Below are 17,601 nucleotides of genomic sequence, written 5' to 3'. Positions count from 1 at the left end.
TCTGGCCGTTCTTGTTTCGTTCGTGAAGCGATTAGTTGGCGACTGACGCTTCCGCGGCCTCTACAGCCTTCTCCGCTGCCTTGGCAGCAGCCAGTTCGGCGAGTTGCTGCTTCTTGAGGATGGCGGTGTTCTGTCCCAGCTCGTCGGCCAGCTTCTCCGTCGTGTAGGTCTCAACCACGTCGCCGACGCGGATGTCCTTGTGGCCGGCTAGATCGATACCGCACTCCACGCCGTCACGGACTTCAGAGACATCTTCCTTGAAGCGCTTCAGTGAGGAGATCTTGCCCTTCCACACTTCCACGCCGTCGCGCATCAGGCGAGCCTGTGCACTGCGCTTGATGAGGCCGTCGGTCACGCGGCAACCGGCGATCTGGCCCACCTTCGTGATCTTGAAGACGTTGAGCACTTCTGCGCGACCAGCGTAGTTCTCCTTGAAGACTGGTTCGAGCAGACCGTACATCGCCTTGGTGATCTCATCCTGCAGCTCGTAGATGATGGAGTGGAGACGGATCTCGACGTTCTCGCGATCGGCCACTTCCGCAGACTTGCGGTCGGGCCGAACGTTGAAGCCGATGATGACGGCGTTCGAGGCAGACGCGAGCAGCACGTCGGACTCGGTGATAGCGCCGACGCCGGAGTGGAGGACGCGAACGCGAACCTTCTCGGTCGACATGCGCTGGAGCGAGTCGGCCAATACTTCGACCGAACCCTGCACGTCGCCCTTGAGGATCAGGTTCAGGTCCTTCATGCCGGCCTGCTTGATCTGCTCTGCGAGGCCTTCGAGCGAGACGCGCGAGGACTTCGCAAGTTGAGCTTCGCGTTCCTTCATCTTGCGGTACTGCGCAATGCCCTTGGCCTTGTCGCGGTCCGCCATGACGAGGAACGTATCGCCAGCGTCCGGCATGCCTTCGAGACCGAGGATCTCGACCGGCGTTGATGGACCAGCTTCGGTGATGGAACGACCGCGATCGTCGAACATGGCGCGGATCTTACCGAAGGTGTTGCCAACGATGTAGCTGTCGCCAAGCTTCAGGGTTCCGTTCTGCACGAGGATCGAAGCGACTGCACCGCGACCGCGATCGAGCTTGGCTTCGATGACCGTACCCACTGCGGGACGCTCAGGCTGGGCCTTCTGCTCGTTGGTGTCGGCGACGTAGCAGATCATCTCTTCGAGAGCGTCGAGATTGAGTCGCTGCTTCGCCGAGACTTCTACGAACTCGGTCGTCCCGCCAGTCGCCGTGGACTGAACGCCACGAGCGGCAAGCTGCTGGATGACCTTCGCGGCGTTGGCCTCGGGCTTGTCGATCTTGTTGACGGCGACGATGATCGGCACGTTCGCCGCGCGGGCGTGATCGATGGCCTCGATAGTCTGAGGCATGACACCGTCATCGGCTGCGACGACGACCACAACGATGTCCGTGACCTTGGCTCCGCGTGCACGCATGCGGGTGAAGGCCTCGTGACCAGGGGTATCGAGGAATACGATCTCGCGACCGAACGCAGGGCTGTCCGGCTTGGTGATCTTCACCTTGTAGGCACCGATGTGCTGGGTGATGCCTCCAGCTTCGCCGGCGGCTACGTCGGTGGAGCGGATGGCGTCGAGCAGCGACGTCTTACCGTGGTCGACGTGACCCATGACGGTGACGACAGGGGATCGGACGACCTCGACCATGCCGGTCGTGTCTTCGAGCAGGCCTTCGATGGCCTCGTTCTCAAGCTGCTCTTCAACCGAGATGACGGTTGCGTCCGCGCCGAACTGGCGGGCCACTTCCTTGACGAGTTCGCCGTCGAGCGACTGGTTGACGGTGACGAAGACACCCTTCATCAGAAGAACTGCAATCAGATCCTTACCGCGAACATCGAGCTTCTCGGCGAGGTCCTTGACCGAGATGCCTTCGGTGACGGTGATGGTCTTGGTGATCGGCAGAGGCTCGCGAGAGATCTGCTGGCCGCCGTAACGCGGTGGCGGCTGGAAGCCCTTCATCGGGCCTTCCTTGGACTTCTCGTAGCGCTGTCCACCACGACGCTGGCCAGGACGCGCGGCAGGGCGCATGCCCTCGCCGGGGCCCGGCATTACGCCGGGAGCGCCTGCAGGACGGGCACCCATGCCGGGACGCGGCGGGAAGCCAGGACGGCCAGGAGCTCCGCCAGGAGTGAAGCCGGGGCGAGGAGCTCCGCCGGGCCCGGCAAAGCCAGGCCGCGTCGGGTGCATGGGGCGGCGAGCGCCGGGAGCCATGCCTGGGCCACCGGGACCGCCCATGGGACCGCTGCCGGGACGTGGCCCGGAGAAGTTGCCGGGGCCGCTGCCGGGGCGCGGGCGCTCGAAGATGGGACGGTTACGCGGCGGTGCTCCAGGAACTGGCGGCGGTGCCGTGTAGATAGGCCGAGGACCGGTCTGCGGCATAATGACGCGACGCGGAGCCGGGCCTGGAGGTGGTGGGGGAACAGCCGGAGCCGCAGCAACGGCGGGGGCTTCAGCGACAGGCGCTTCCGGGACCGCAGGTGCGGCGGATGCAACAGGGGCAACTGGAGCGGGCGGCGTTACGACAGGCGTTGCGGCAGCTGCAGGAGCAACCGGAGCGACGACCTTGGCCGCCGGAGCTTCAGCCGCAGGAGCGGCTACAGGAGCCACAGGAGCGGCAACGGGTGCTACCGGAGCTGCGACCACCGGACGAGCCGGAGGGGCTGCCGCGACCGCGCCACCGACTGGCGGCCGTACGACAACCACACCACCCGCAGGCGGGCGGCTGGCAATCGCTGGCTGAACCGGTGCAGGCGAAATGATGCGCGCGCCCTGGTTGGGCAAGGGAACGATGCGGCGCGGCGCCGGAGCCTCAACTACTGGAGCTGGAGTGCTGGCAACAACGGGTGCTGCCGGGGCCACCGTGACCGAAGGACGAACTGCAGCCACGGCGGGAGCGGTGCCTGCGACAGGGTTGGCGACGACGACGGGGCCGCGCGGCGGGGGAGCGTTCCTTGCGGCTGCTTCCGCATTGCGCCGCTCGAGGATGGCCTTTACAGCGTCGCCGGGCTTTGAAACTCCAGCAAGACTGAAGGCAGGCTTGGCTGGCGCGGCAGTCTTCGACGAATTGCTGCTGCGTCCGCCGTTCTTGAAGTAATCGCGGACCCGCTCGGCCTGGCCGGGATCGATGGAACTGGAGTGCGTCTTTCCAGACACGCCGATCGCTTCAAGCGCATCCAGAATGGGCTTGCTCTTTACTTCAAGTTCTCTTGCAAGATCGTTAATTCGAACCTTCGTCATCCGTCCCTTTTCGCTCCCCTGCGCCGCTTAGCTGCTCATATCAGCCTCGTCGTGGAAAGAATATGGTGCATTCTCTATTATCCCTGAAATCGCGGTATCGCGAACCAGGCAATCCATGTGTGCGTGGCGAAAACTGCTAACCACGGTCGTTCCCGTCGGTGTCGATGCCCTCTTCGGAGACTTCCTGGCTCTGGTTCACCAGCTCGTCGGTGGCATCGTTTTCCAGCTCAATCAGTGCCTCACGATTGTCGGCGTCAGAATAGCCGTCGTTCGCGGAGTTGAGATCTTCAATTTCGGCGAGTTCTTCGGAAGAGAGGGTTGCAACCTCTTCCACTTCGCCGGTTCCAAGCTGTTCGGCGAGAACAGCTTCGGGTGTCTTTGTCTCGGTATCACTTGCCACGGAATCCTCCTCTACAGCTTCATCTTCTGATGCTGCTGCGGACAGAGTGGCTACTTCTTCGCCCTCTACCGGCGCAACGACTGGCCTTACTTCGCCCTCTTCGTACTGGCCGAAGTAATGGCGAACCGCGACCGAGATCTTCTCGACCGTCTTCTCGCCGATGCCGGGAACCTCTTCCAACTGCTCGGGCGTCATGTCGGCAAGCTCTTCGACCGTCGTGATTCCGGCGGCGATGAGCTTCTCGAGAATCGTCTCGCCCAGTTCGGAGATCTGCTCGACCGGCGTGGTCGGGCCACCGCCCATGGCGTGCATCTGTTGCTCGACTTCCTGGCGCTTCTCTTCCTCGCTCTTGATGTCGATCTTCCACTGCAGCAGCTTGGCGGCGAGACGGACGTTCTGGCCCTTTTTGCCGATGGCGAGAGAGAGCTGCGTGTCGTCCACGATCACTTCAATCTGCTTGTCGGCGAGATCGACGATGGAAACACGCGCGACCTTGGCGGGCTGCAACGCCTTCTCGGCGAAGGTGGTGATCTCTTCCGAGAACTCGATGATGTCGATCTTTTCGCCGCGCAACTCGCGGATGATCGACTGCACGCGCATGCCCTTCATGCCGACGCAGGCGCCGACCGGGTCGACGTCCTTATCGCGGGACATGACAGCAATCTTGGTCCGCTCACCGGCTTCTCGTGCAATAGCGCGGATGGTGACCGTGCCGTCGTAGATCTCGGGAACTTCGCTCTGGAAGAGGTTCTGTACCAGTGCTGGGGCGGCGCGGGAGACGATCACCTGCGGTCCTTTGGCCGCGCGGTCGACGCGCAGCAGGACGACGCGAACGCGCTCGCCGACGGAGAACTGCTCCAGCCGCGACTGCTCGCGCTTAGGCATGCGGGCCTCGGCCTTGCCCAGGTCGAAGATCACGTCCATCGGCTCCAGGCGCTTCACGGTCGCGTTCAGGACCTCGCCGGCGCGGTGGTTGTACTCGAGGAATACGGTATCGCGTTCAGCCTCGCGCACCTTCTGGAAGATGACCTGCTTGGCCATCTGCGCGGCGATGCGACCGAGCGGCGTGGTGTCCTTGTAGAAGCGAAGTTCGCCGCCAATCTCGACATCGGGAGCAAGCTCGCGCGCCTGCTCGAGCGTCATCTGGTTGACGTCGTCTTCTACCTGCTCCTGCGTCTCGACGACCGTCTTGAAGACGTAAGCGCGGATCTCGCCGGTCTCTTTGTCCATCTCGGCGCGCATATTCTCCTGCGTCTTGTAGTACTTGCGCGTGGCCAGCGCGATGGCGTCTTCAACAGCTCCGACCACGACTGCGGGCTCGATGCCCTTATCGCGGCTCAACGTCTCGATCGATTGGTAGAGAACACTTGCCATTTTCTTTTCGTCCTTCTCGGCTGCAGCATTGCTGTTGCAGCGGTGCTATTCAGTTGTCTTTCCGCACGAAATTCAATGTGCGAACTCTTTACACAAACTCGTTCAACTTCCCAAATCTCAGCGACCTAAATCTCGGCGACCAGGTTCGCCTTCTCAACATTCGCAAACGGTATGGTCACCGTCTGCTCCTCCGTTGCCTTCGCTGCAGCCGCCTTCTTCGCCTTGCCCTTCTGCTTCACCGCCGACAGGTCAATCGTCAGCTCTCCATCTTTGAAACTCGTCAGCCTGCCCAGCCAGTGGCGATTGCTGTTGACCGCCGTAAACGTCTGCAGCTTGACCAAGCTGCCGCAAAACCGTGCAAACTCCTCAGGCTTCGAAAGCTTGCGCTCCAAACCGGGCGAAGAGACCTCAAGCGTGTAATCCGCGCCGGGAATGAGATCTTCCACGTCGAGCACGGTGCCGAAGTCGCGAGCAAACACTTCGCAGTCCTCGTGCGTTACGCCCGAAAGCCGCTCGACCGGAACTCCACTGGGCAGGGAAGCAAGCTCTTCCGGAGCTTCGCCGGATGCTGCAATCTCCGCGAGCTTTGCCCGGGCCTCGGCATCCTTCTCGATGAAGACCCGCAGGGTACGGAACTTCGCCCCGCCGCTAAACTCAACTTCGACTACTTCGAGCGAATGCGAGGCCGCGACGCGTTCGGCTAGTGCCCGGATTTGATCTACCTGAACTGCCATGGTCGTCTCGGTAAGTAGTTGATTTATCTGCCTATCGCCGGTCTTGCTGCCGGCTTGGGCGGGATTTCTTCAGAGCAAATAAAAAGTGGGCTCTCGCCCACTCGTCTCTTCCGTCATTTTCCGGTGCGTTCACGGATCTTACGTTTACGACGGAACAAATTCGCCTGCAAGTTAGATAGTACACCGATGGGGGATGGGATTCAATGGCTGTGATGCTGGTGCCTAAACGTCTTCCATCGTCGGAACACAGTTTCTCGGTAATCTTTAGAGGTGCAGTCCGCTACCCGTCCCCGCCTCACTGACGCACTCACATCCGAAGACTTCCTTGCCTGGTATTGGCTCAAGGAGGAGCTGATTGCCTTCGCACGCGAGCACGGCATCTCGACTGTCGGTCTGAAGCGTGAGGTAGAAGCTCGCATCGCCGCCTATCTCTCAGGCGCAATCCCGAGCCGGCACACCGCAACTCCAAAGCGTCCCGGCAGTATGCCAGCCGAGTTCGCCCTAGATACCGTGATCGGCGAGGGCTGGCGCTGCGGCCCGATTCTCGGTCGCTTCTTCCGGCAGGAGCTTGGCAGCGGCTTCCACTTCAACGCCGAGATACGTGACTTCATCCACAACGGCACCGGTAAGACGCTCGCCGAGGCGGCCATCTGCTATCAGAATAGTGTCACGCCGGGCCATAAGCGCCCCGCAATCCCGGAACAGCTCGAATACAACCGCCACTTCCGCGAGTTCTTCGCCGCCCATCCCGGAGCGACGCGCGTGCAGGCCATCGCCGCCTGGTGGGACAAGCGAGGTTCCCGTCGTATGTAAGTCCGGCAGATCCGCCGCTGAACCGTCAGAAGAGGGGAATCGAGCCACCCTGAACCCGCGCCTCTTCCGTACACGGAGCCGTAACATTTGCCGCATCCCCACAGCATCTCTACAATTAAATAAATCCCGTCCATCCGACGTTGTCCGCACGCGTCCGAACCCTTAAGGCACTCAAGGGACTCAAATCTCGATGATTAGCACGCCCATACCTGAAGCTCTTACCTTTGACGACGTTCTCCTCGTCCCCGCCTATAGCGACATCGTTCCGACGCAGGTCAGCACCAGCACGCAGCTCACCAAGAAGATCACTCTCTACACGCCGCTGATGTCCGCCGCCATGGATACCGTTACGGAGTCGCGCCTCGCTATTGCCATGGCCCAGCAGGGCGGCCTCGGCGTGGTTCACCGCAATCTTTCGATCGAGCAGCAGGCTGGCGAGATCGACAAGGTGAAGCGGTCGGAGAGCGGAATGATTGTCGACCCGGTAACGATCTCCCCCGACGAGACCATCGCCGCCGCGCTCGACATGATGCGCCGCTTCAAGATCTCCGGCGTGCCCGTCACCAAAGACAGGAAGCTCGTCGGCATCCTCACCAACCGCGACCTCCGCTTCGTCTCCCGAACGGACCTCTTTATCGACTCTGTGATGACCAAGAAGAACCTCATCACGGTCCCCGTCGGAACTACGTTGGAAGAGGCCGAGCACATCCTCCACCAGCACCGCGTAGAGAAGCTCCTCGTCGTCAACGACGAGTACGAGCTCAAGGGCCTGATCACGGTCAAGGACATCCAGAAGAAGCTGAAGTACCCGAACGCCGCCAAGGATGCCCAGGGTCGCCTCCGTGTCGCCGGAGCCATTGGCGCAACAGGTGACTTTCTCGAACGCGCTGCCGAGCTCGTCGCCGCCCGCGTCGATGCGCTCGCTATCGACTCCGCCCACGGCCACTCATCGCGTGTGCTTGAAGCGGTTGCCGAGGTGAAGAAGGCTTTCCCGGACGTCGATCTCCTCGCCGGCAACGTGGCCACCTACGAAGGTGCGATGGCTCTGATCGACGCCGGAGCCGACGCCATCAAGGTCGGCATTGGCCCCGGATCGATCTGCACCACGCGCATGGTCACCGGCGCGGGCATGCCGCAGATCACCGCTATTTCCGAGGCTTACCGTGCAGCCAGCCAGCGCGGCATTGCAGTCATCGCCGATGGAGGCATCAAGTACTCGGGCGACGTGACCAAGGCCATCGCGGCGGGCGCAAGCGTCTGCATGATGGGTTCGCTCTTCGCCGGTGTGGATGAGAGCCCGGGGGAGACGATCCTCTACCAGGGACGGTCGTTCAAGGCGTACCGAGGTATGGGCAGCTTGAGCGCCATGGCGCAGGGCTCCGGTGAACGCTACTTCCAGGGCAAGGAAGACATGAACGAGATCTCGAGCGGCGAGCGGCCATCACTCACCGCCCGCGAGGGAAGCACGCAAAACCGTCTGGCGAAGTTCGTCCCCGAAGGCATCGAAGGCCGCGTGCCGCATCGCGGACCTCTTGAAGCGATGGTCTATCAGCTCGTGGGCGGCTTGCGTTCAGGCATGGGCTATCTCGGCTGCTCCACCATCGAAGAGCTGCAGAAGAATGCGAAGTTCATTCGCATCTCTGGAGCGGGCCTGCGCGAGAGCCACGTCCACGACGTCATCATCACCCGTGAAGCCCCGAATTATCACGTTGAGTAGCAGCCGTGACGTGCACGTCGAGCGATCCAACGCATCGATCTGACTGACCCAGCGATAAAGGAGAAGATGCCGACAGTTTTTGTGCACCGTCCCACGGCCGAGTCGCTCGAACGCATCGGGTCTGTCCGGCGTTTCCTGAAGATATGGACCCCTGCGCTAGCGGGGGTTGCCATTATCGCAACGGAGTCGACACCGACGTTCTCAGCGGCGAACACCAGTTCCTGGCTGCGACCTATCGCCGAGAGATTTTTCGGACACATCAGCACGCCCGCATGGGAAGAGGTTAATCACCTACTGCGCAAGACGGGTCACTTCAGCTTTTATGGTCTGCTGTGCGTGCTCTTCGTGCGCGGCTGGTTGCTCACCTTCGCGCGCAACCCATCGATTCGAACCAGTGTCTGGCGCCGGAGGTCCTGGGCCGCTGGCGTCCTCTCAATATTTCTTGTTGCCAGCGCCGATGAACTCCATCAGTCCTTCCTGCCTTCGCGGACCGGTCTCTTCTCCGACGTTCTACTGGATACCGCTGGAGGCCTCGTCCTTAGCACCGTAGCGATGGGCATCGGCTGGTGGCTGCGCCGTTCGAGAGTGGGGGAAGTTTTGACTGCCTGATGCTTCGCTAAAGCCCCGGCTGTCCAGTCTTCTCCAGCACCATGGCGTCGAAGCGATGCGTGGTGACAAAGCCAAGCCCCTCGTACAGGCGCACAGCCGGCTCGTTTTTGGTGGTCACGGTGAGGGTCATCGCCTCGAATCCAGCATGCGTCAAGTGCTGCATAGCGTGAATAAGAAGAGCGCGTGCGAGTCCCTGGCCGCGAAGCGTCGGTGAGATGCAAAGCTGCGTAATGTGCGCCACTCGCGGAGCGACGCGCGAGGCCAGCACCAGCCCAAGGAGCTGGCCGTTGGCCGGGTCGATCAGCATCCACGAGGCCGCGGGGTCGAAGACGCCGCAGCCTGGGAAGCGGACGATGTTGTGCAGGAAACGAAGCGAGCCATGCAGCGACCGGTATTGGTCGTTGATGATCGAATCGACATGCGGAGCGTAGGTGTAACAGAGGTGGATGAGCTCCGCCGCTGCCTGGTAGTAGGTGCCCGTCCATTGCCGGAAGAGCAGCCCTCCAGGCAGTGGCCGCGCCGGCGAACCAGATCGTAGCGAGATCAAGGCAGGCGATGGATAGCGCAGGTCGCACTCCATGAACAGCCGCTGATAGATTGAGAATCCCTGCGCCCTGAAGACGGTCGAGGTGGCGCCTTCATCGTAGAGCAACAGTTGCGATTCGATGCGCGAGATGTTGGGAGCGTGCATCAGCACTTCCAACAGATGCATCAAGAGCATCCGCGTCATCTCCAGAGCGGAGTTGCCAGCTGAGCCAACGGCATAGGCGTCGCCCACGACCGCCTTCTGCCCTTCGTAGACGCAGAAGGTAAATCCGCAGATCTTGCCGCGATCGAGCGCCACGAAGCCCGGCAGCACACGAGAATCGAGATACTGCAGTAACAGCTCGGTGGAACTGCGGTAGTCCCACCGCAGCCGGTGCTCCCATGTGACCGCCTCGTGCTCCAGCAAGGGACGCAACTGCTTGCCTGTAAAGTGGCGAATGTCGAGGACTTCAAGCTGCGGAACGGTAAGCATCTATCTCCGCACCTCGCTCGGCGCGCATGGCTTCCCATCACCCTGGAGAGATGGCTGGACGGAGCAATCCGCAAAGTAGTGGCGTAGCTTCATCATTGCCGGGCCAACACCTTGTAGACTTCGAACCCTTGTGCGTCATAGAGGAAGAGCGGCGTATACACCCGTCCGGTAAGCCAGCGGCCCAATTCGTCGGTGTCGTTCGCGCGGACCACTAGCAGATGTTCTCCGTCGGGAACGCCTTGCTGATCGTAGTGGACTAGGCGCTCATTGCGGTAGAAGGCGAGACCGTAGTCCATGTCGCGTTTGATGCCGAGCACAGCGACAGTCTTCTCGTTGGGTGCCTGCGCCGCAATTTCCTGGGCCAATGGACGAGCAGAGTAGTTCAGGTCAAGCTCGCGCCCGTGGAATCCGAGCAGGAAGATCATCATCGCCAGCACCGGCACGAGAGAGACCTTGCAGAGCTGCTGCGTTCCCCAGCGGCGGGCGACAAAGATCACCAGGGCGATCGTGGCTGCGGCGCTGATCGCCGCGACTATAAGCCAGAACTTCGGCGGCACCAGGGTGTCGTACTTCATGTGCTGCGGCGCGAGCAGAAGCACGAAGACCAGCACCGCGCAGCAGGCCGCGTGCGACCACAGCAGCCAGGGTCGCATGCCCCGCTCTCGGATGCGGTACAGATAGTCGCCGGTAAGAATTGTCAGGGGCGGAATGGAGGGCAGGATATAGCCGGGCAGCTTCGATCCGGAAAACGAGAAGAACAGGATGGGGAAGATGGCCCAGAGAACGAGGAACTCCGGGAAGGCGTCGCCTGCGCGACCGTGGCCTAGATAGCGCAGGGGCTTGCGTCGCGCAGACCACTCGGCGATTGAGACATCGATGCCATCGAAGAGGGCGCGAATTCCAATCACTGTCCATGGCATCAATGCGATGAACAGGACCGCGATGTAGTACCAGAACGGCTGGTGGTGCATGTACCGGTTTGTGGCAAATCGTTCGAGGTTGTGCTCTAAGAAGAACTGCCTGTAGAACGTGGGGTTGCTGTGTTGCACCGCGATGTACCAGGGCAGCACCATCACCAGGTACAATACGATGCCGGGCCACCAGATCGTTCGACGAAGTACCGCCCACTCCTTTCGCAGTCCAAGGAAGAGAAAGATGATGCTCAGCGCGAGGAAGGGGGCAACCGGGCCTTTGGCCAGCGTGGCCGCGGCACCAAAGAAGTAGAGATCGAACAGCCAGAACTTCTTTCCCGTCTCATACCAGGCATACCAGCCCAGCATTCCGATGCAGAAGGGCGCGGCCAGCTGCATGTCGGTGGAGGCTCCCCGCGCAAAGGCTGCAATGCCGAGGCAGGAGGCGGTAATCAGGGCGGCGTCGAGGTGGCCGCCGGGTCGAAAGCGTCGCAGATGTAGAAAGACCAGGGCGATCAGGAAGGCCGCGCCGGAGGAAGATGGAAGACGCGCCGACCAGTCCGAGACGCCGAACTCCTTGAAGAAGCTCATCGCTCGCCAGTAATAGAGCGCGGGCTTCTCCAGCCAGGGTTGCCCATACAGTAGCGGAGTGATGCTTCCACCCTGCAGGCAGTGCAGGGAAGCGGCCAGATCGTCGATCCGCAGGCTGTGAGGAATCACGCGTGCGTGAACTTCATGGCAGGCATCGGAGTGCGCCTGCAACATCTCCCTTGCCACTTGCGCGTACCGCGGCTCGTCTGCGCCGACCAGCCCCAGCTGGTCGCCTCCAAAGAACGGTACCAGCCCATAGAGCAGCATGAACGCGGTAACCGCCAACAGGATGGCGGCCTCCCACAGCGACGCGAGCGAGAGGCGATCAAACATCCCGGGTTCGGGCGCAGGAACTGCCGGGCTGTTCGGGTTATCGGATACGGATTGTTGAGTTTCGTTCACGGTTCGATTCTGAGACGGCAGGGGGTAAGCCTAAGTTACAGGGGCACAGTTGCTAAAGCGCACAGATGTTTGGGTTGCTCCAGGTGACGGCCCCGCTTCCGTCCTGGCCCTAATCGCCGCAGCGTGCGCGATGCTGGACCTTTAAGAGGCCAAACAACTTGACGCTATCACAATCCCGGCCTTGGCATACGTTCCGCCGGATCGCGAAAAGAGGTTACCTGCGTCGGTCAAGTTGTCGGCATTCCGGCACTTGAGAGCTGAGCCAGCACGGCGTCAATTGCCGAGGGCATGGGGCTGGCCAGGGTGCATCCGCTGGCGTTTCTATGACCACCGCCGTGGAAGGCCTCCGCTACACGCGAAACGTCGAAATCTCCTTTGCTTCGAATGCTCGCCCGGATCAGGCCGTCGGCCTGTTCGCGCAGGAAGAAGGCAGCCTCGATGCCGTCGATGGCGATCAGATTCCCTACAATCCCTTCGCAATCCTCGGCCGTCGCCTCCACGGATTCGAGGTCCGAGAGCATAACCCAACTCCATGCCAGGCTTCCGCGGATCTCCAGCCGATCGAGCGCCCGGCCCAGCAGGCGTACTTTGCTCAACGGGCTCGCAAAGTAAAGATCGCGGGCGATCCTCGCGGGGTTCGCGCCGCGTAGCGTGAGGTCGTGCGCAATGGCGAAGCTCTCTGGTGTCGTGTTCGGGTAGGTGAACGCTCCGGTGTCGGAGAGCAGAGCGGCGTAGATGCAGGTCGCCATGGAGGGCGTGATTTCGACCCCGGCAGCCACCGCGATGCGATACACCATCACAGCGACCGCACTCGCCTGCGGATCGATCCAGTTGATGGCACCGAAGTTGCGTCCGCTGACATGGTGATCGATGTTGATCAGGGGCCGTCCCTCAAGTCCCTTCAGTCCTGTCCGCTCGATCCCATCGCATTCCAGCAGGATGGCCGGCGTACCGGGAGCCGCGGAGACGGTTCCGGTGAAGTTGATGCGGCTGAGCCCGGGCAGCGACCGGTAGATCGCCGGGGCCGAATCGGCCAGCACCAGCTCGGTGGTGCAGCCCAGTTGGTTCAGAATCTCACCCATGGCCAGCACCGATCCGATTGCGTCTCCGTCCGGCCGCGCATGCGAGACCACGATGAAGTGTCGTTGTTCGCGGAAGTAGGCCAGGAGTTCGGAGATGGGAGCGCCGTAAGCCGGAGTGGCCGCAGCCTCCTCGTTAAGGACGGCGTCCGAGAGCTCCAGCGGGTCCGAGAGCGAATGCAGGCTTGGAGTCTCGATCATGAGAGGGTCGTCGGCTCCGGCGCGGGTGCTGTCGCCTCGCGCTTCTTGTCGCGCTTTCTCATTCGCCCCAATAGCTCGTCCATCCGCCCCGTCATCTTTTCGGAGCGGTCGATTGCAAAGGTAATGTCGGGTACATGACGCACTCCCATCCGCTCGCGCAGGGAAGAGCGAATAAACATGCGCGCCGTCATCAGCGCGGCCAGCGTCTCTTCTTCCTCGACCTCTGTGCCCTGCACAGCGATGAATATCCTGGCGGACTTGCCGCCAGGGGCTAGGACGACATCGGTGACGTGGCAGGGCGCAATGCGGGGGTCGGAGAGTTCGCCCTCCAGCATCGCGCCAATCTCGTCGGAGAAGGTGCTGGTGACTCGGTTTCGGTGGTAGGTTCGTGCGCGTTGCTCTGGCATCTGTCTTTACCGATGGTAAATGGTTGGATGCGCCCTTACGAGCGCTATCGCGACCATTCTGTAGTCGATCGACGGCGCGAGGTGAGGATAAACTCTCGCACGGGCCGGAGAAGTCACTCGCCCGAAGCTACATCCAGACTCTCTTGCTCGACAATCTCGGCGTAGATCTCTGTCACCGTAACACCGAGCTTATTGGAGTAGCTGTAGACGGCTCGTTCTACCTGCTCGCACTGTCCGGTAAGGTAGCTGGTCGAGGCGGAGATCGCCGCAATCCCAAGCGTCGCCCGGTTCCAGATCGTTCCTTCGTCAAGCTCCGCCACTGAGATATTGAAGCTGTGTCGCAGCTTGTCCTTGATCGATCGAACTGCGTGGCGGCGCTCTTTCAAGGAATGCGCGCCCGGAATCTCAAGTTCGACGGTTATGGTGGCGATAGGCATAAATGGGAATGAAAGCGTATCTGCGGGACTCGTACTCTGCCGAAGCGAAGAAACGGCTTTAGAATCAGAGGCGATGACCATGCCAGGCAACGCGGGAAAGATCAAGGCACAGGATACAAGGCGGAACACCCTTACCGGACTGCTGCTGGTAGCGATCCTGATAGTGATTGTAAACACCTGGGTGGCGTTCCGCTCCGTAGGCGTCCTGGTGGACAACGAGCGATGGGTCCAGCACACCCTTCAAGTCATTAACCAGGTCGAGCTGATTATGAGCGCCGCCAAGGACGCGGAGACGGGCAATCGTGGATTTCTGATCACTGGCGAAGACACCTATCTTGTTCCGTATACAGAAGCGGTCAAAGAGCTTCCTGGCGATCTGAATACATTTCAAACCCTAACCGCCGACAACGCCTCGCAGCAGGCACGGCTACTAGAGATGCGCGCTCTCCTCGAGCAGAGGTTAAGCCTACTGGCCCAGGGTATCCAGAGACGTAGAGAGGGCAGCCCCCAAGACGAGGTTCGCCTCCTGGTGCTTACCGGAACGGGAAAGCTGGAGATGGATCACGTGCGGCGAGTCGCGGATGCTATGGAGGCCGAAGAGCAGAGGCTGCTTACCATCCGTGAGGCAGCAGCGCACCGGAGCAGTTTGCAGGCCCGCGGCACGATCGGGCTCGCCAGCGCGCTGGATCTGATGTTGCTCGTCATGATCTTCCGCCACCTGGGGCGGGAGCGCGCCTTGCGACTGGAAACCGAGCGCGTGGCGGCCGAACTCGCAGTAAGCCGGGAGGCGGTGGAGGCAAAGTCCACCGAGCTTACAGCGCTAAACCGTGAGCTCGAAGAAAGAGTCAGAATCAGGACGGCCGAACTCGAGACCACCAACCGCGAGCTGGAGGCCTTCAGTTATTCGGTCTCACACGATCTCCGCGCGCCGCTCCGGACTATCGATGGCTTCAGCCTTGCCCTCGAAGAGGACTACACCGAAGCTGTCGACGCCACCGGCAAGGATTACATCAGGCGGGTGCGGAGCGGAGTGCAGCGGATGGGACAGCTGATCGACGCCCTGCTGCAACTCTCCCGCATCACCCGCGCCGATCTCGTCCGCGAGGAGTTCGACATGGCCGCCCTTGCGCGTTCTGTCGTCGCCGATCTGCAGATTGGGACCAGCAAGGCCGGCAGTGGAGAGATGGGAGCTCTTGCCACTTCGGTAAGCTTCGTCATTGACGACGGGCCGGTGGCGAACGGGGATCCCAGGCTCATCCGGGTCGCGCTTGAGAACCTCCTGGGCAATGCCGTGAAGTTCTCCTCAAAGGTAGGCGAACCGATCGTGCAGTTCGGCTGGGACGACGGTGTTTCAGCCTGGTTTATCCGAGATAACGGGGCCGGCTTCGACATGTTCTACGCAGACCGGCTCTTCACCGCCTTCAATCGCCTGCACGGCGACAAAGACTTCAAGGGTTCCGGCATCGGTCTTGCCACCGTCGCTCGAGTCATTGGGCGGCATCACGGGCGGATCTGGGCCGACAGCGTCATCGGTAGCGGCGCGACTTTTTGGTTTACGTTAGGATGATCACTATGGCAGAGGCGGGACGCTTGATTTTACTCGTTGAAGATGACCCCGATCACGAGTTGCTTACGATACGGGCTTTGAAGAAGTCGAACATTGCCAATGACATCCGTGTCGCGCGCGATGGCGAAGAGGCGATCGAAATGCTCTTCGGTGCGAACGCGATCAAGCCGCAGGTAATTCTGCTCGACCTCAAGCTGCCCAAGGTCGAAGGTCTCGAAGTACTGCGAAGGATCCGCGAGAGCGACCTCACCCGCATGCTCCCTGTGGTCGTGCTTACTTCGTCCGACGAAGAGCGTGATCTGGTGCGAAGCTATCAGCTTGGCGTGAACAGCTATATCCGCAAGCCGGTAAACTTCACTGACTTCGCAGAAGCCACGCGCCAACTCGGAATGTACTGGCTCGTACTCAACGAAGCTCCTCCCCTAAGCTAGAATCGAGTCCGTGACGACCGAGGACCCGGCCCACGAAATGATGTCGGGGTCAGCCAGCCAATTGGCTTCGGGCCGGAGGATTGCATTGCCCGGAGATTTACAGCTGAAACAACTCGACGTGTTGCTGGTGGAAGATAGTGCCGATGACGCCCTCTTGCTGGAGCGTCATCTTCGCCGCAACGGGTTCGATCCACGCATCGTCCGCGTGGAGACCGCCATCGAGATGCAGCGCGCGATGTCTGAACCGGCATTCGGTGGTCTCTCCGCGGTCGTGCTCGCCGACTACAATCTCCCTACCTTTAGTGGTCCGGAGGCCTTGAAGATTATCCGGGCAAGCGGCCTGGAGCTTCCCTTCATCATGCTCTCGGGTGCGGTCTCGGAAGAGGCGGCGGTCGAGTCCATGCGCGCCGGCGCACAAGACTATGTCACCAAGCAAAACCTTACTCGACTCGTTCCCGCCATCGAGCGCGAACTAAAAGAGGCCGAGGCGCGCCGCAACCGTCTCGCTGCAGAACTTGCGCTTTCGGCGAGCGAGGCGCGCTTTCACCGTTTAGTCGAGGCAATGCCTCTTGGGCTGCTCATCAGCGACGCCGCAGGCCGCGTCGTCTACGCGAATCTGGCGGTCGAGCGTCTCCTCGGCTACAAGGCAGTCGTCCCATCGTCCGCGCCCGTGGCTGACGGTGGACTCACCCTCGACGCCATCTGTCCCACCCTGCCCTCCACCATCGAACTGGAGCATAGCGACGCGTCCGCTCCCTCGGCCCCATTCGAAGCTACCTGCGTGACGGCATCCGGCGAGAAGGTCGACGTCCTTGTCGGCGTCGCCATACTCAATCCCGGCGATCCTTCCGAGGACCGTCAGCTTGCGGCGTTCCTCGCCGACCTGACCCTGCAGAAGAAGAGCGAAGAGGTGCTTCGGCAGACCGAGAAGCTGGCCATCGCCGGACGCCTCGCGGCTTCGATCGCGCACGAGATTAACAATCCGCTCGAGGCCATCACCAACTGCCTCTATCTCATCGAGCAGGGGCAGATGGAGCCGGACTCCCGCAACTACCTCCAGATGGCGCAGCGCGAGCTCGACCTGGTCTCGAAGATCACCATGCAGACGCTGCGCTTCTACCGCCGGTCGAGCCGGCCGATGAAGACGGACCTGCGTGATCTCGTCGAGTCAGTGCTCGACCTCCTGGACCGCAGGGTGAAGCAGCAGGACGTCGAAGTTCTGAGGCGCTTCCGTGACATCCCGCTGGTGCTTGCGCACGAGGGGGAGATTCGCCAGGTGCTCGCGAATCTGGTCGGTAATGCGATCGACGCTCTCCCCGAGGGTGGCAAGCTTGAGCTTCGCACCGCGCCAGGCCACGACTGGGTCCATGGCACTCCCGGCGTCCGGGTCACCGTTGCCGACAACGGAACCGGCATGGACGCGGAGGTTCGCAGCCGCATCTTCGAGGCTTTCTACTCGACCAAGGGCATCACCGGTACCGGCCTGGGTCTTTGGATCTCCCGCGACATCGTGGAGAAGCACAAGGGACGGCTCGACGTCTGGAGCCGCAAGCGCACCGACGACACTCCCGGTGGGACCGTCTTCACGCTCTTCCTGCCGGTCGAAAGCGGCGAGAGCGCGGCCTGGTAGTCCGCAGATAGTCTAGTT

At 61.5% G+C, this 17,601-nt stretch carries 14 protein-coding genes; 6 read left to right on the top strand and 8 right to left on the bottom strand.

Features of this window, described 5'->3' with window-relative positions; genetic code table 11:
• Positions 1–31 precede the first annotated feature (31 nt).
• From infB to rimP, 3 genes are all read right to left on the bottom strand, one after another.
• Positions 32–3,262 (bottom strand): translation initiation factor IF-2, encoded by a 3,231-nt coding sequence (gene infB / locus HDF16_RS02505; RefSeq protein ID WP_184213578.1) that lies wholly within the window; start codon positions 3,260–3,262, stop codon positions 32–34.
• Positions 3,263–3,398: 136 nt separating this feature from the next.
• Positions 3,399–5,036, bottom strand: a complete 1,638-nt coding sequence (nusA, locus tag HDF16_RS02500) for a transcription termination factor NusA (protein WP_184213577.1) — start codon at positions 5,034–5,036, stop codon at positions 3,399–3,401.
• Positions 5,037–5,161: 125 nt separating this feature from the next.
• Positions 5,162–5,770, bottom strand: a complete 609-nt coding sequence (gene rimP, locus HDF16_RS02495; protein WP_184213576.1) for a ribosome maturation factor RimP — start codon at positions 5,768–5,770, stop codon at positions 5,162–5,164.
• 270 nt (positions 5,771–6,040) lie between these two features.
• Here rimP and HDF16_RS31525 point away from each other — a divergent pair, with 270 nt between their 5' ends.
• The 3 genes from HDF16_RS31525 (at position 6,041) to HDF16_RS02480 (ending at position 8,909) form a co-directional block, all read left to right on the top strand.
• The gene (locus HDF16_RS31525) at positions 6,041–6,583 is read left to right on the top strand and encodes a DUF6434 domain-containing protein (RefSeq protein WP_184213575.1); all 543 of its coding nucleotides are present in this window, start codon (positions 6,041–6,043) and stop codon (positions 6,581–6,583) included.
• 190 nt (positions 6,584–6,773) lie between these two features.
• Positions 6,774–8,300: an IMP dehydrogenase gene (gene guaB, locus HDF16_RS02485; RefSeq protein WP_184213574.1), complete on the top strand. Its 1,527-nt coding sequence runs from the start codon at positions 6,774–6,776 to the stop codon at positions 8,298–8,300.
• A 66-nt stretch (positions 8,301–8,366) separates the two neighbouring features.
• On the top strand, positions 8,367–8,909 hold the full coding sequence (locus HDF16_RS02480; protein WP_184213573.1) for a VanZ family protein: 543 nt from the start codon (positions 8,367–8,369) through the stop codon (positions 8,907–8,909).
• A gap of 7 nt (positions 8,910–8,916) precedes the next feature.
• Here HDF16_RS02480 and HDF16_RS02475 read toward each other — a convergent pair whose 3' ends face one another.
• The 5 genes from HDF16_RS02475 to HDF16_RS02455 form a co-directional block, all read right to left on the bottom strand.
• Entirely contained in the window at positions 8,917–9,927 is a 1,011-nt protein-coding gene (locus HDF16_RS02475) for a GNAT family N-acetyltransferase (protein ID WP_184213572.1), read from the bottom strand.
• A 92-nt stretch (positions 9,928–10,019) separates the two neighbouring features.
• The gene (locus HDF16_RS02470; RefSeq protein WP_348641220.1) at positions 10,020–11,831 is read right to left on the bottom strand and encodes an ArnT family glycosyltransferase; all 1,812 of its coding nucleotides are present in this window, start codon (positions 11,829–11,831) and stop codon (positions 10,020–10,022) included.
• 227 nt (positions 11,832–12,058) lie between these two features.
• Complete coding sequence (locus tag HDF16_RS02465; protein ID WP_184213571.1) at positions 12,059–13,111, bottom strand: DHH family phosphoesterase; 1,053 nt, start codon at positions 13,109–13,111, stop codon at positions 12,059–12,061.
• Complete coding sequence (gene rbfA, locus HDF16_RS02460; protein ID WP_184213570.1) at positions 13,108–13,518, bottom strand: 30S ribosome-binding factor RbfA; 411 nt, start codon at positions 13,516–13,518, stop codon at positions 13,108–13,110. The genes HDF16_RS02465 and rbfA overlap by 4 nt, the downstream gene beginning before the upstream one ends.
• A gap of 113 nt (positions 13,519–13,631) precedes the next feature.
• Positions 13,632–13,955 carry a DUF503 domain-containing protein gene (locus tag HDF16_RS02455; protein WP_184213569.1) on the bottom strand — a complete coding sequence of 108 codons (324 nt, stop codon included), beginning with the start codon at positions 13,953–13,955 and terminating at the stop codon, positions 13,632–13,634.
• Between the two features lie 79 nt (positions 13,956–14,034).
• Between HDF16_RS02455 and HDF16_RS02450 the strand changes: the two genes are divergently transcribed.
• The 3 genes from HDF16_RS02450 (at position 14,035) to HDF16_RS02440 (ending at position 17,583) form a co-directional block, all read left to right on the top strand.
• On the top strand, positions 14,035–15,522 hold the full coding sequence (locus HDF16_RS02450) for a sensor histidine kinase (protein WP_184214185.1): 1,488 nt from the start codon (positions 14,035–14,037) through the stop codon (positions 15,520–15,522).
• A gap of 5 nt (positions 15,523–15,527) precedes the next feature.
• Complete coding sequence (locus tag HDF16_RS02445) at positions 15,528–15,953, top strand: response regulator (protein ID WP_184213568.1); 426 nt, start codon at positions 15,528–15,530, stop codon at positions 15,951–15,953.
• 85 nt (positions 15,954–16,038) lie between these two features.
• The gene (locus tag HDF16_RS02440; protein WP_246408593.1) at positions 16,039–17,583 is read left to right on the top strand and encodes a hybrid sensor histidine kinase/response regulator; all 1,545 of its coding nucleotides are present in this window, start codon (positions 16,039–16,041) and stop codon (positions 17,581–17,583) included.
• The last annotated feature ends 18 nt before the right edge of the window (positions 17,584–17,601 follow it).

This window comes from Granulicella aggregans (genome assembly GCF_014203275.1).
Taxonomy (GTDB): domain Bacteria; phylum Acidobacteriota; class Terriglobia; order Terriglobales; family Acidobacteriaceae; genus Edaphobacter.
This window is presented reverse-complemented; position numbering and strand designations above follow the sequence as displayed.